The 12,404-nt window shown below is 69.6% G+C and carries 9 protein-coding genes; all 9 read right to left on the bottom strand.

Features of this window, described 5'->3' with window-relative positions; genetic code table 11:
* Positions 1 to 20: 20 nt before the first annotated feature.
* The 9 genes from rpoB to AB0N29_RS11040 all read right to left on the bottom strand — a co-directional run bounded on the left by rpoB (position 21) and on the right by AB0N29_RS11040 (position 12,404).
* The gene (rpoB, locus tag AB0N29_RS11080) at positions 21 to 3,500 is read right to left on the bottom strand and encodes a DNA-directed RNA polymerase subunit beta (RefSeq protein WP_302269621.1); all 3,480 of its coding nucleotides are present in this window, start codon (positions 3,498 to 3,500) and stop codon (positions 21 to 23) included.
* A 220-nt stretch (positions 3,501 to 3,720) separates the two neighbouring features.
* On the bottom strand, positions 3,721 to 4,539 hold the full coding sequence (locus AB0N29_RS11075) for a DnaJ domain-containing protein (RefSeq protein ID WP_364866608.1): 819 nt from the start codon (positions 4,537 to 4,539) through the stop codon (positions 3,721 to 3,723).
* Complete coding sequence (locus tag AB0N29_RS11070; RefSeq protein WP_302269619.1) at positions 4,536 to 5,231, bottom strand: hypothetical protein; 696 nt, start codon at positions 5,229 to 5,231, stop codon at positions 4,536 to 4,538. The genes AB0N29_RS11075 and AB0N29_RS11070 overlap by 4 nt, the downstream gene beginning before the upstream one ends.
* Positions 5,228 to 6,517 (bottom strand): MlaD family protein, encoded by a 1,290-nt coding sequence (locus AB0N29_RS11065; protein WP_364866606.1) that lies wholly within the window; start codon positions 6,515 to 6,517, stop codon positions 5,228 to 5,230. The genes AB0N29_RS11070 and AB0N29_RS11065 overlap by 4 nt, the downstream gene beginning before the upstream one ends.
* Positions 6,514 to 7,986: an MCE family protein gene (locus AB0N29_RS11060; protein WP_302269617.1), complete on the bottom strand. Its 1,473-nt coding sequence runs from the start codon at positions 7,984 to 7,986 to the stop codon at positions 6,514 to 6,516. The genes AB0N29_RS11065 and AB0N29_RS11060 overlap by 4 nt, the downstream gene beginning before the upstream one ends.
* On the bottom strand, positions 7,983 to 9,119 hold the full coding sequence (locus AB0N29_RS11055) for an MCE family protein (RefSeq protein WP_364866603.1): 1,137 nt from the start codon (positions 9,117 to 9,119) through the stop codon (positions 7,983 to 7,985). Before AB0N29_RS11055 ends, AB0N29_RS11060 begins: the two co-directional genes overlap by 4 nt.
* Positions 9,116 to 10,096, bottom strand: coding sequence for an MCE family protein (locus AB0N29_RS11050; protein WP_364866601.1), 981 nt, complete (start codon positions 10,094 to 10,096; stop codon positions 9,116 to 9,118). The genes AB0N29_RS11055 and AB0N29_RS11050 overlap by 4 nt, the downstream gene beginning before the upstream one ends.
* On the bottom strand, positions 10,093 to 11,127 hold the full coding sequence (locus AB0N29_RS11045; RefSeq protein ID WP_364866599.1) for an MlaD family protein: 1,035 nt from the start codon (positions 11,125 to 11,127) through the stop codon (positions 10,093 to 10,095). Before AB0N29_RS11045 ends, AB0N29_RS11050 begins: the two co-directional genes overlap by 4 nt.
* Positions 11,124 to 12,404 carry an MCE family protein gene (locus AB0N29_RS11040; RefSeq protein WP_364866597.1) on the bottom strand — a complete coding sequence of 427 codons (1,281 nt, stop codon included), beginning with the start codon at positions 12,402 to 12,404 and terminating at the stop codon, positions 11,124 to 11,126. The genes AB0N29_RS11045 and AB0N29_RS11040 overlap by 4 nt, the downstream gene beginning before the upstream one ends.

The raw sequence follows: 12,404 nt of genomic DNA, 5'->3' as shown, positions 1-12,404 counted from the left end.
CCGCGCGCCGGCCACGCACCTCAGACTTCTTCGACCGAGCTGGGCTCGCGACGCGACAGGTCGATGCCGAGCTCCTCGGCGGCGCGGAAGACGTCCTCCTCGGCGTCACGGAGCTCGATCTGCGAACCGTCCTGGCTGAGCACCTCGACGTTCAGGCAGAGCGACTGCATCTCCTTGACGAGCACCTTGAACGACTCCGGGATGCCCGAGTCGGGGATGTTCTCGCCCTTGACGATCGCCTCGTAGACCTTGACGCGACCAGGCACGTCGTCGGACTTGATCGTGAGCAGCTCCTGCAGGGCGTAGGCGGCGCCGTACGCCTCCATCGCCCAGACCTCCATCTCGCCGAACCGCTGGCCGCCGAACTGGGCCTTTCCGCCCAGGGGCTGCTGCGTGATCATCGAGTAGGGGCCGGTGCTGCGCGCGTGGATCTTGTCGTCCACGAGGTGGTGCAGCTTGAGGATGTACATGTAGCCGACCGAGACCGGGTCCGGGAACGGCTCGCCGGAGCGGCCGTCGAACAGGTTCGCCTTGCCGGACTCGTCGATCATCCGCACGCCGTCGCGGTTGGGGATCGTCGAGCCGAGCAGGCCCGTGATCTCGTCCTCGCGAGCACCGTCGAACACCGGGGTCGCGACCTTGGTGTTCGGGTCGGCCTTGTCGACGCCGATCTTGATCAGGCGCTGCTTCCACTCCGAGCTGTCCGGGTCGCCGGAGAGGTTGAGGTCCCAACCCTGCTTGGCGAGCCAGCCGAGGTGGAGCTCGAGGATCTGGCCGATGTTCATCCGTCGCGGGACACCGAGGGGGTTCAGCACGACGTCGACCGGGGTGCCGTCCTCCATGAACGGCATGTCCTCGATCGGCAGGATCTTCGCGATGACGCCCTTGTTGCCGTGGCGACCGGCGAGCTTGTCGCCGACGGAGATCTTGCGCTTCTGCGCGACGTAGACGCGGACCAGCTGGTTCACGCCCGGCGGCAGCTCGTCGCCCTCCTCGCGGTCGAAGACCCGGACGCCGATGACGGTGCCCGACTCGCCGTGCGGGACCTTCATCGAGGTGTCGCGCACCTCGCGCGCCTTCTCGCCGAAGATCGCGCGGAGCAGGCGCTCCTCGGGGGTCAGCTCGGTCTCGCCCTTCGGCGTCACCTTGCCGACGAGGATGTCACCGGTGGTGACCTCGGCGCCGATGCGGATGATGCCGCGCTCGTCGAGGTCGGCCAGCATCTCCTCGGAGACGTTCGGGATGTCCCGGGTGATCTCCTCGGGGCCGAGCTTGGTGTCGCGGGCGTCGACCTCGTGCTCCTCGATGTGGATCGAGGTGAGGACGTCCTCCTGCACCAGGCGCTGGCTGAGGATGATCGCGTCCTCGTAGTTGTGGCCCTGCCACGGCATGAACGCCACGAGCAGGTTGGTGCCCAGCGCCATCTCGGCGTCGTCGGTGCACGGGCCGTCGGCGATCGGGCTGCCGACCTCGAGCCGGTCACCCTCGCTCACCAGCGGGCGCTGGTTGATGCAGGTGCCCTGGTTGGAGCGGCGGAACTTCGCCAGGCGGTACGTCGAGTAGCTGCCGTCGTCGTTCATCGTCTCGACGATGTCGGCGGAGACCTGCTTGACCACACCGGCCTTCGTCGCGGTGACCACGTCACCGGCGTCGACGGCGGCGCGGTACTCGATGCCCGTGCCCACCAGCGGGCTGTCGCTCGTGATGAGCGGGACGGCCTGACGCTGCATGTTGGCGCCCATGAGCGCGCGGTTGGCGTCGTCGTGCTCGAGGAACGGGATCAGGGCGGTCGCGACCGAGACCATCTGGCGCGGCGAGACGTCCATGTAGTCGACCTCGGCGGCGAGGATCTCGGAGACCTCGCCGTCGCGCTGACGGACCAGCACGCGCTCCTCGACGAACCGGCCGTCCTCGTCCATGGCGGCGTTCGCCTGGGCGATGACGTAGCGGTCCTCGTCATCCGCGGTGAGGTAGTCGATCTGGTCGGTGACCCGACCGTCCTCGACCTTGCGGTACGGCGTCTCGACGAACCCGAAGGGGTTGATCCGGCCGTAGGACGCGAGCGAGCCGATCAGGCCGATGTTCGGGCCTTCCGGGGTCTCGATCGGGCACATGCGGCCGTAGTGCGACGGGTGGACGTCGCGGACCTCCATGCCGGCGCGGTCACGGGACAGACCACCGGGGCCGAGCGCCGAGAGGCGACGCTTGTGCGTCAGGCCGGCGATCGGGTTGGTCTGGTCCATGAACTGCGAGAGCTGCGAGGTGCCGAAGAACTCCTTCAGCGCCGCGACGACCGGACGGATGTTGATCAGGGACTGCGGCGTGATGGCCTCGACGTCCTGGGTCGTCATCCGCTCGCGGACCACCCGCTCCATGCGCGCCAGACCGGTGCGGAGCTGGTTCTGGATCAGCTCGCCCACCGTGCGCATGCGGCGGTTGCCGAAGTGGTCGATGTCGTCGGCGCTGATGTCGAGCGCACCCTGGGGCGCCTCGAGCTGCTCCTGGCCGTCGTGCAGCGCGACGATGTACTTGATCGCGGCGACGATGTCGTCGATCGTCAGCGTCTGCTGGTCGAAGGCCTCGGTCAGGCCGAGCTTCTTGTTGATCTTGTAGCGGCCGACCTTGGCGAGGTCGTAGCGCTTGGGGTTGAAGTAGTAGTTGTTCAGCAGCGTCTGCGCCGCCTCGCGCGTCGGCGGCTCGCCCGGGCGCAGCTTGCGGTAGATGTCGAGCAGCGCGTCGTCCTGCGCCTGGGTGTTGTCCTTCTCCAGGGTCAGCTCGATCGACTCGTAGACCGAGCCGTCGGGACGGCGGAACTCCTCGAGGATCTGCTCGGTCGTCATGCCGAGCGCCTTGAGCAGCACCGTGACGTTCTGCTTGCGCTTGCGGTCGAGGCGGACGCCGACCAGGTCGCGCTTGTCGATCTCGAACTCCAGCCAGGCGCCGCGGCTGGGGATCATCTTGGCGGTGTAGATGTCCTTGTCGGACGTCTTGTCGGCCGAGCGCTCGAAGTAGACGCCCGGGGACCGGACGAGCTGGCTGACGACGACACGCTCGGTGCCGTTGATGATGAACGTGCCCTTGTCGGTCATGAGCGGGAAGTCGCCCATGAAGACCGTCTGGCCCTTGATCTCACCGGTGTCGTTGTTGGTGAACTCGGCGGAGACGTAGAGCGGGGCGGAGTAGGTGAAGTCCTTCTCCTTGCACTCGTCGACCGTGTACTTCGGGTCGTAGAACACAGGGTTCTCGAACGAGAGCGACATCGTCTCGGAGAAGTCCTCGATCGGCGAGATCTCCTCGAAGATCTCCTGCAGACCGGACTTGCTCGAGACGTCCTCGCCCTCGGCACGCCGGCGCTCGACGGCGGCGTTCCACTTGTCGTTGCCGATCAGCCAGTCGAAGCTGTCGGTCTGCAGGGAGAGGAGCTGCGGGACCTCGATCGGGTCCTGGATCTTGTTGAACGAGATGCGGCGGGGGTTGCCAGAGGTGGTGCGCGCGGCCAAGAGGTGTCCTTCGAGGATCGCTGCCAGAGTGGCGCCCGAGCCCCCCACTAGATCAGCCACCGGGCAGGCCGAAATGCATCTGAGGGCAGGCGCAAAGCGCTACGATACACGAAGTCCGGGCACGCCACAATGGCTGCGTGCGTCTGCTCGACGAGCGTCCCGACGATGATGCGTCGTGGGACCCATCGGGTCAAGCACCACCGCCGGTCCGGCCCGGCGCTCAGTCCAGCGGCGTGGTGTCCAGGCCGTCGACGAGCCAGTCGCCGTCGCGCTCGACCATGGTCACGGTGACCTGGTCGTAGCTCACCTGGGGCTGCGCGAGGTCCTTGCGCTGGGTGCTCCGGTCCACGAAGAGCAGGACGTCGACGCGGGTGCCCTCGTCGTCGGTGCGCACCAGGCCGGAGCCCAGCACCTCGCCGGTCACGACCGTCCGGGTGCTCGGCGCGTTGTCGCTGATGACCCCGAAGAGCTTGTCGTACTCCTCGCGGTAGGCCGGCGTGAGGTACGAGCGCGCCCTCGCCTGGTCCTCCTCGAGGTTGCGGTAGTCGAAGGAGAGCACCGGCACGATGACCCGCTCCGCGGTCGACTGCGCGGCCTGGGTGGCGTCCTCGACCGACTCGCCGTCGCCGCGGACGTCGGCGGCCAGCCAGGCGGCCAGGCCCACCGAGGCGGCGGCCAGGACGGCGACGACCGCCAGCAGCCAGCCCGGCACCACGCGTGGGGCCCGGCCGGCGGTCGGCCGGGTGTCCGCTCCCCCGTCGGTCGTCGTCGTGGTGGTCGCGGTGGTGGGGGTCGTCGGGGCCGGGCTCGCGGTCACCGGGTCGGCCTCGTGCGCGGGCTCGGGCTCCTCGGCCGCGAGCTGCGCGTCGTGCACGGCGCGGCGGTCGGGGTCGAGGAGCACCTCGGCGGCCTGGTTGGCCGAGCGGAACCTGCGGTCGGTCGGGTCGAGGTCGGCGATCGCGGCCTTCCAGGCCGCGCGGATCTCGGCCTCGGACGCGGCCGGCTCGACGCCGAGGACGTCGTACCAGCTGGGGGTCACGGGGTGCTCCCTCCGCTCGCGCCGGGGCTCGGGACCGGGGCGGGCGCCTGGCCGGCGTCCTCCTCGGCGACCACGGGGTCGAAGTCGTCGACGAGCCACGTGCCGTCGCTGCGGACCAGCTCGACCTGGACCCGGAAGACGACCGGCTCGTCGTCGACCCGGGGGCCGTCGGGCTTGCGCGCGTCGCGCGGGTAGCTGTTGGTGAAGGAGCCGGCGACCAGCGCCGTGGCCTTGTCGCCGTCGAGGTCGGAGACGCCCGCGGAGAACACCTCGGCCTCGCGACCGACGGCCGCCTCGGCGACGGTCGACTCCGCCGCCGCGACGCCCTGCTCGAAGGAGGTGCGGAACTTGGGGGTGATGACCTCGCTGACCAGCTCGCGGTACTCCGGCATCTGCTCGCCCTCGAGGAGGTCGGGGCCGTAGGTGTTCAGGCGCAGCATGAACTGCCGGGCCTGGGCCATCACGGCCTCGCGCTCCTGCTGGACCCCGTCGGAGTCGTCACCGATCGCGCCCGTCGCTCGCAGCCCGCCGAGGACGGCGGAGGCGACCAGGCCGACGACCAGGACCGCGGCCAGCACGAGCAGCAGGACCACCCGGAACCGGCTGCCGGTGGCGTCCGGCTGACCGTCGGCCTGGTGGCTCGCGTCAGCCGTCGGGTCGCTGGCGGTGCCGGTGGTCGGGTCGTCGTTCACCTCTGCGGTGCCATCAGCGGTGCGAGGTACAGCCACTTCCACGAGTCCTCTCCGAGCGTCGAGGGCGCCACGCTACTGGCCGGCGCCTGCCTCGACGCGGCCCGGTCGCCCCAGGTCAGCTCACCGGTCTCCTGGTCGTAGGAGGCCACGACCGGCGCGCGGTAGGTGGCACCGGCCGGCTTGTCGAGGTTCTGGGCGCCACGCGCGTTGGCCACCGCGGCCGGCTCGGCGCAGCGTGCCTGCTCGTTGACCGGCCGGTTCTCGCCGTCCTGCGGGACCCGCCGGTCGGTGCCCTCGTACCCGGCGCGGCAGACCTTCTTGGTCGTGAGCACGAGGCCGAAGTGCGCGTCGTACAGGCCGGTCTCGGGGGTCTTCGAGACCACGGTGAACCCGCCCTCGACGACGTAGGGGTAGATGACGAGCAGCTGCTTGATGCCGTCGAGGTGGCGGACGGTGACCTGCCCGGTGGTGACCAGGTTGTTGATCAGGTCCCCGAGCTCGACCTCGTTCTGCTCCAGGAAGGTGCGCAGCTGGGTGGCGGTGGCCGAGCCGGTGTCGATCAGCCGGCGCAGGTCCTGGTCCGCCCCGGCCAGCGAGCCGCTGAACAGCGAGAGCTGGGAGGCGAAGGTGCGCAGCGCGCTCTGGGTGTCGAGCTGGGTGCCGAGCACCGTGTTGCTGTCGCGGATCAGCGAGGTGGTCAGGTCGAAGTTGGCGTTCGCCTCCCGGATGAAGGAGTTGCCGGTGTCGATGATCCGCTGGAGGTCCCGGCCGGTGCCGTCGAAGGCGGTGCCGAGCTCGTCGACGGTCGTGCGCAGCGCCTCCTGGTCGACCGAGGAGGCGGTGTCGGAGATGTCGGTCAGCAGCTTCTCGGTCCGGATCGGGGTCCGGGTGTCGTCGACGTCGATCTCCGAGCCGTCCTCGAGGAGCGGCCCCTCGTCGACCTTCGGCTGCAGCTCGACGTACTGCTCGCCGACCGCGGAGCGGTTGCCGACCAGCGCCAGGCTGTCGGCCGGGATCTCGTCGTACTCGTTGTCGATCTCGAGGTGGACGTCGACGCCGGAGCCGGTGAGGACGAGCTTGTCGACGCTGCCGACGCCCACGCCCCGGTAGGTCACCTCGCCGCCGGGGAAGATGCCGCCGGACTCCTCGAAGTGCGCGACGACGGTGTAGGCGTCGTCGATGACCAGCCGGTCCAGCCGGGCGTAGCGGGCCCCGACGAAGCTGACGCCGACGAGGGTGATGACGACGAAGACCAGCAGCTGGATCTTGGTACGGCGGGTGATCACTGCGCGACCTTCCTCTGCACCAGCGACGGGACGAGCAGGGTGACGAGCGCCGGGTCGTAGACCGCGGCCAGCTGGCCCATGGTGGGACCGCGGTCGGCCGCGGCGCTCCCCCCGGACCCGGTGCCGGACCCGGCGCTGGGTCCGAACGGCGCGCGCGGGAGGCCGAGCAGGTCACCGATGGCACCGAGGCCTCCGCCGTCACCGTTGCCGTCGGCGTCGCCACCGAGCGGGAGCGGGAGGCCCGGGATCTGGTTCAGCGCCGAGCAGACGACGGTGTTCTTGTTCTTCGGCTTCTGGCACTCCTCGCGCAGCTCGAGCAGCAGCTGGACGTTGGAGAGCACCTTCTGGCACGCCTTGCTGCCCAGGTCGAGGCTCTGCAGGCACTTGAGCACGTTGCCGACCACCGCGGTGGGGTCGAGCTCGGTCGGCAGCAGGGTCGGCAGCGAGGTCGGGAGACCCGTGGTGCCGCCGCGCAGGTCGATGTCGAGCTCGGCGGACAGGTTGGTGTAGTCGCCCATGTGCAGGTTGCGGGCGACCTGCGGGTCCCGGCCCACGACCTCGTCGACGAACGGGTAGGTCAGGAAGACGTGGAAGGCGTCGACCAGGGCGTCGCCCGAGTTCGCGAGCTGGGTCAGGACCGGCTGCAGCTGGCGGACCGACTCGATCGTGGCGTCCTTGGATGCCTTGATGACCCGCACCCCGACGTCGCCGAGGTCGTCGAGCGCCCGGAGCATCTTGACCAGGTCGCCGCGCTGCTTGTCGAGGGACACCAGCGCGCTGGGGAGCTCGTCGAGGGCGAGGTCGATGGTGTCCTGCTGCTCGTCGACGTCGATGGCCAGCTGGTTGACCGACTCGATGGCCGCCACGATGTCGGCCTTGTTCTCGTCCAGGGTGCCCACCAGCGTGCGGACCTGGGTCAGCACGGAGCGGGCGGAGTCCTCGCGGCCCTCGAGGGCCAGGTTCAGCTCGCCGGCGATCGTCTTGAGCTGGGCGATGCCACCGCCGTTGAGGACCAGGCTCAGCGCGCCGAGCACCTCCTCGACCTCGGGGTTGCGGCCCGTGCGCTCGAGCGGGATCTCGTCGCCGTCGGCGATGGTCTGGGTGCTGGCGCCCTCCTCGGGCGCCTCGAGGGAGACGAACTTCTCGCCGAGCAGGCTGGTCTGGCGGATCTCGGCGCGCGCGTTCGCGGGCAGCTCGGTGTCGTCGCGCAGCTCGAGGGTGACCACGGCGGTCTCCCCCTCCAGCGCCACGTCGGTCACCTTGCCGACGCTCACGTCGTTGACCTTGACCGTGGACTGCGGCACCAGGTCGAGGACGTCGGTGAACTCCACCGTCAGGGTCATCGGGTCCGAGCCGGTGTCGGTGCCGCCGGGCAGCGGCAGCTCGTAGACGTCGAAGTCGCAGCCGGTCAGCAGCACCGAGCCGAGCGCGACGGCCACGACCGCGCGGGTCAGCCTCCGCAGCCTCATCCGGTCACCTCCACGAGCCCACCGAGGGTCAGGTCGAACCGCTTGCCCGAGGACGACCCGGTGCCGGCGCCGAACGGCGCCGAGCGCGGCAGGATGGAGTCGATCAGGCCGCACAGCGACTCGCTGTCGTCGACCTGGTTGACCAGGCTGCACAGGAAGATCGAGGGGTCGTTGATCAGCTCGTCGGCGATGTTGCCGATGTTGGCGTTCGTGTCCAGCGTGCCGGCCTGCGGGTTGTAGGCCAGGGCCAGGTTGTTCAGCGCCAGCGGGGCGTTGGCGAGGGTCTCGTCGAGCGCGGTGCGCTGCTTGACCAGCACCTTGGCGACGCGGTTCAGGCCGGTGATGTTGCGGCCCAGCGACTCCCGGTTGGTCTTGACGAAGTCGCCGACCTGCCCGAGCGCCACCGACAGGTTGCGCAGCGCCGCGGTGAGCTCCTCGCGCTCCCCCGCCAGCACGGTCGAGACCGAGCCCAGCGACTGGTTGAAGTCGCGCACCGTCTTGTCGTTGCGGGCCAGGGTGCCGATGAAGCCCTCGAGCTCCCCGAGGGAGCCGAAGAGCTCCTCCTTGTTGTCGTCCAGCGTGGTGGAGAACCGACCGAAGTCCTTGATCGTCTGGTTCAGCTTGGCGCCCTCGCCGCCGAAGTTCTCGGCGGTCACCTCGAGCAGGTCGGTGAGCGCACCCTCGCGGTTCGCGCCGTTCGGGCCGAGCGCCACGGTCAGGTCGTCGAGGCTGGAGTAGATGTCGTCGAGCTCGATCGGCACCTCGGTGCGCCCCACGTCGAGCACGGTCCCGTCGGCGAGCGTGTCGCCGCCGTCGTACGCCGGGGTCAGCTGGATGTAGCGGTCGCCCACGATCGACGGCGCCACGATGACCGCGTCGGCGTCGGTGGGCAGCTTGACGTCGCCGTCGTAGCGCATCGTGACCTCGACGCTGGTGCCTGTCGGCTCGACCGACTCCACCTCGCCGACCGGCACGCCCAGCACGCGGACGTCGCTGCCCTCGTAGATGGAGATCGCTCGGGGGAACTTGGCGACCAGCGTCTTGGTCTCCGACCCGCCGAGGACCGTGACCGCGAAGAAGACCACCAGCACGAGCAGCAGCAGGGGCACGAGCGCCCGCTTGAGCAGCGTCATCCGAGGCCACCTCCGTTCGCGAGGTCGGGGACGGGCGGGAGGTTCTGGATGTAGGTGTCGAACCACGGTCCGCCGCCCAGGGTGTTGGCGAAGACGCGGTAGAACGGCGCCATCAGCCGCAGGCTGTTGTCGATGTTGTCCTCGTTCTTGGTCAGCACGCCGACCACGCTCTCGAGGTTCGACAGGGCCGGCGCCAGGTCCGCGCGGGTGCCGCGGACCAGAGCGGTGAGCTCCTCGGAGAGGGTCGAGGTCGAGACCAGCAGCCGGTGCACCGACTGGCGGCGCTGGACGAGCGCCCGGAACAGCACGTCGGCGTCCTTCATCAGGCTGACCAGGTCGCCGTCGCGCTCGTCGAGCACCGAGGAGACCCGCCGCAGGTTCTTCAGCAGCGAGTTGATCTGGGTGTCGCGCGACGCGACCGTCTCGGAGAGCGCCGAGACCCCGTCGAGGGCCTCGCGGAACTCCGTAGGCGTGTTCCGGGTGAGGTCGGCCAGCGTGGTGAGCGAGGCCGCCAGCTGGTCGGTGTCGATGTCCGCGGAGGTCTCGGCCAGGCCCTCGAACGCCTCGACGACGTCGTACGGCGAGGTGGTCCGCCCCTGCGGGATGGTGGCGCCGGCCTCCAGCTGGCCCTCGCCCGCCGGCTCGAGCGCCAGGAACATCGAGCCCAGCAGCGTCTTGACCCGGATCGAGGCCTGGGTCAGGTCGCCGAAGTCGGAGTCGGTCTTGATCTTGAACGTCACGTCGACCTCGCCGTCGCGCAGCTCGACGCTCTCCACCTTGCCGACGCGGACGCCGGCGATGCGGACCTCGTCGTCGGCCTTGAGGCCGCCGGCCTCGGCGAAGCGGGCGTGGTAGGTCTCGCCCCCGCCGATGATCGGCAGGTCCTGGGCGCGGAACGCGGCCATCAGCAGCGCGACCAGCACCAGGATGCTGACCAGGCCGATGATCACCGGGTTGCGCTCGCGGAAGGGCTTCATCCGAGGTCACACCTCTCGGAGCCGACGGAGTAGGTCAGCGGGATCGAGATGTTCGCGGGCAGCCGGATCCGTCCCTGGAAGTGGCACAGGTAGAAGTTGAAGAACGAGCCGTACGTCGCCGTCCGGCCGACCTTGTTGAGCTTGATCGGCAGCACCTGCAGGGCCCGGTCGAGCTCGGCCTTGTTGGCGTCGATGTTCCCGGTGACCCGGCGCAGCTGCTTGATGTCCTCGATGAACGGGGTCCGGATGCCCTCGACCAGGCCTGCGGTCTCGACCGAGAGGTCGGAGATCTGGTCCAGCGAGGACAGGATCGCCTGCCGGTCGGTCTTGAGACCGCCCACGAAGGTCCGGAAGTTGACGATCAGCTCCGAGAGCTGGTCGTCCCGGTCGCCGAGCCGGTCGAGCACCTGGTCGAGGTTGTCGATCAGGTCGCCGATGACCTGGTCGCGGTCGGCGAGGGTCTGGGTCACCGAGGCGGTGCTGGCCAGCAGCCCCTCGAGCGTGCCGCCCTCCCCCTGGAAGACCTGGACGATCTCGTAGGACAGCTTGTTGATGTCGTCGGGCGAGAGCGCCTGGAACAGCGGCTTGAAGCCGTTGAACAGCACCGTCAGGTCCAGCGCCGGCGACGTGCGGTCGACGGGGATCGTCGCGCCGTCCTCGAGCTCGTCGGTGGCGCCGATCCCCTGGCTCAGCGAGATGTACCGCTGCCCGACGAGGTTGCGGTAACGGATCGAGGCGTTGGTGGCCTCGCTGAGCGAGGTGTCCTCCTCGACGGAGAACGTCACCTGCGCACGGGTGCGGTCGACGATGTCGATGCCCTGGACGGTGCCGACCTTGACGCCGGCCACGCGGACGTCGTCGCCCTTGTTGACGCCGGTGGCGTCGACGAAGACCGCCTTGTACTCGCGCGTGGCGCCGAAGGAGAGGTTGCCGATCACGACGATCAGCAGGCCGGTGGCCAGCGCGGTGATCACCATGAAGACCAGCAGCTTGGTGAGGTCGCCGGCCGTGCGCTTGTCGAGCAGGCTCATCGGACCGACACCTCCGCCCCGCGGGCCATGGGCGCGACCAGCAGCGGACCCAGGTCGTCGACCGACTCGGTCGTGGTGCCGAGGCCGGGTGCCAGCAGGCTCTTGAGCACGACCGACTCGGCCTCGCTGCCGGCGTACCCGGGGCCGCCGAGGTAGCCGGGGGCGACCCGCGAGGTGCCTTTGCCGGTGGCCTCGTCGACGCCGTCGTTGAAGTCGGGCTGGTGGCGCACGGGGTTGTCCTGGTTCCAGGGCGGGTTGGGCAGGTGCAGGCAGCTGCTCGGGCCGCGGTCGTCGTTGAAGACCGGCTTGTCCTCGGGGCCGTAGGGGCGCGGCTGGTTGGGCAGCGTCTCGAGCACGATGTGCAGCTCGAAGCCGCGGAACGCCTCGGCCTGGCGCTTGCCGGCGTTGACGATGCCCCGCAGCAGGCACGGGAAGTCGGTGGAGTAGCGCGACAGCGCCCGCAGGAACGGCTCGCTGACCTCGCCGAGCTCGATGAGGTTCTCCTCGTTCTCGTCCAGGAAGCCGCGGGCGGTGCCGGAGAAGGTGGTGACGTCGTCGAAGAGCGCGTTGAGCTTGTCCTCGCGGTCCTCCAGCGTCCCGGTCGTCAGCACGGTGTCCTCCAGGATGGAGCCGACCTCGGGCAGCACGTCGGAGTAGACCTGGGAGACCTCGGCGGTCAGCCGGAGGTCCTCGACCAGCTGGGGGATCTGCGGGTTGATCCGCTTGAGGTAGCTGTCCAGGGTCTCGAGGTTCTGGCCCAGCGCCTCGCCCCGGCCCTCGAGCGCGGTGGCGATGGCGGTCAGGGTCCGGTTGAGCTGGGCGGGCTGGACGGTGCGCAGCAGCGGGTAGAGGTCGGAGAGGACCTCCTCCACCTCGGTGGAGACCTGGGTGCGCTCGATCGTCGCGCCCGGCTCGATCGCGTCGTCGGCGGCGTCCTCGGGGATCACCAGCGACACGTACTTCTCGCCGAAGAGGGTCTTGGGGACGATCGAGCCGGTGACGTTCGCCGGGATGGTGTCCCGCTTGCCCTGGTAGAGGCCGAGGGTGACCTCGGCGCCGTCGGAGTCGGACGTGAAGTCGAGGACCTCGCCGACGATGACGCCGCGGATCTTGACGTCCGCGCGCTGCGGCAGCTGCAGGCCGATCGACGAGGTCCGCAGGGTCACCTCGTCGTACTCGGAGAACTTCTTGGTGAAGATGCCGTAGACGAGCCAGACCGACAGCACGATGAACGCCAGGAAGGCGACGCCCAGCAGCTTGGTGCGACGAAGGATCAC

This window comes from Nocardioides sp. NPDC092400 (genome assembly GCF_040684155.1).
Classification (GTDB): Bacteria; Actinomycetota; Actinomycetes; order Propionibacteriales; family Nocardioidaceae; genus Nocardioides.
Note: the sequence above shows the minus strand (reverse complement) of the source record. Positions and strands in the feature narration are given on the sequence as shown.

What these genes read in the sequence shown, in the direction of transcription:
- AB0N29_RS11050 (WP_364866601.1), bottom strand. Translation starts at nt 10,096, where the DNA reads ATGAAGCCCTTCCGCGAGCGCAACCCGGTGATCATCGGCCTGGTCAGC.
- AB0N29_RS11060 (WP_302269617.1), bottom strand. Translation starts at nt 7,986, where the DNA reads ATGAGGCTGCGGAGGCTGACCCGCGCGGTCGTGGCCGTCGCGCTCGGC.
- AB0N29_RS11055 (WP_364866603.1), bottom strand. Translation starts at nt 9,119, where the DNA reads ATGACGCTGCTCAAGCGGGCGCTCGTGCCCCTGCTGCTGCTCGTGCTG.
- AB0N29_RS11045 (WP_364866599.1), bottom strand. Translation starts at nt 11,127, where the DNA reads ATGAGCCTGCTCGACAAGCGCACGGCCGGCGACCTCACCAAGCTGCTG.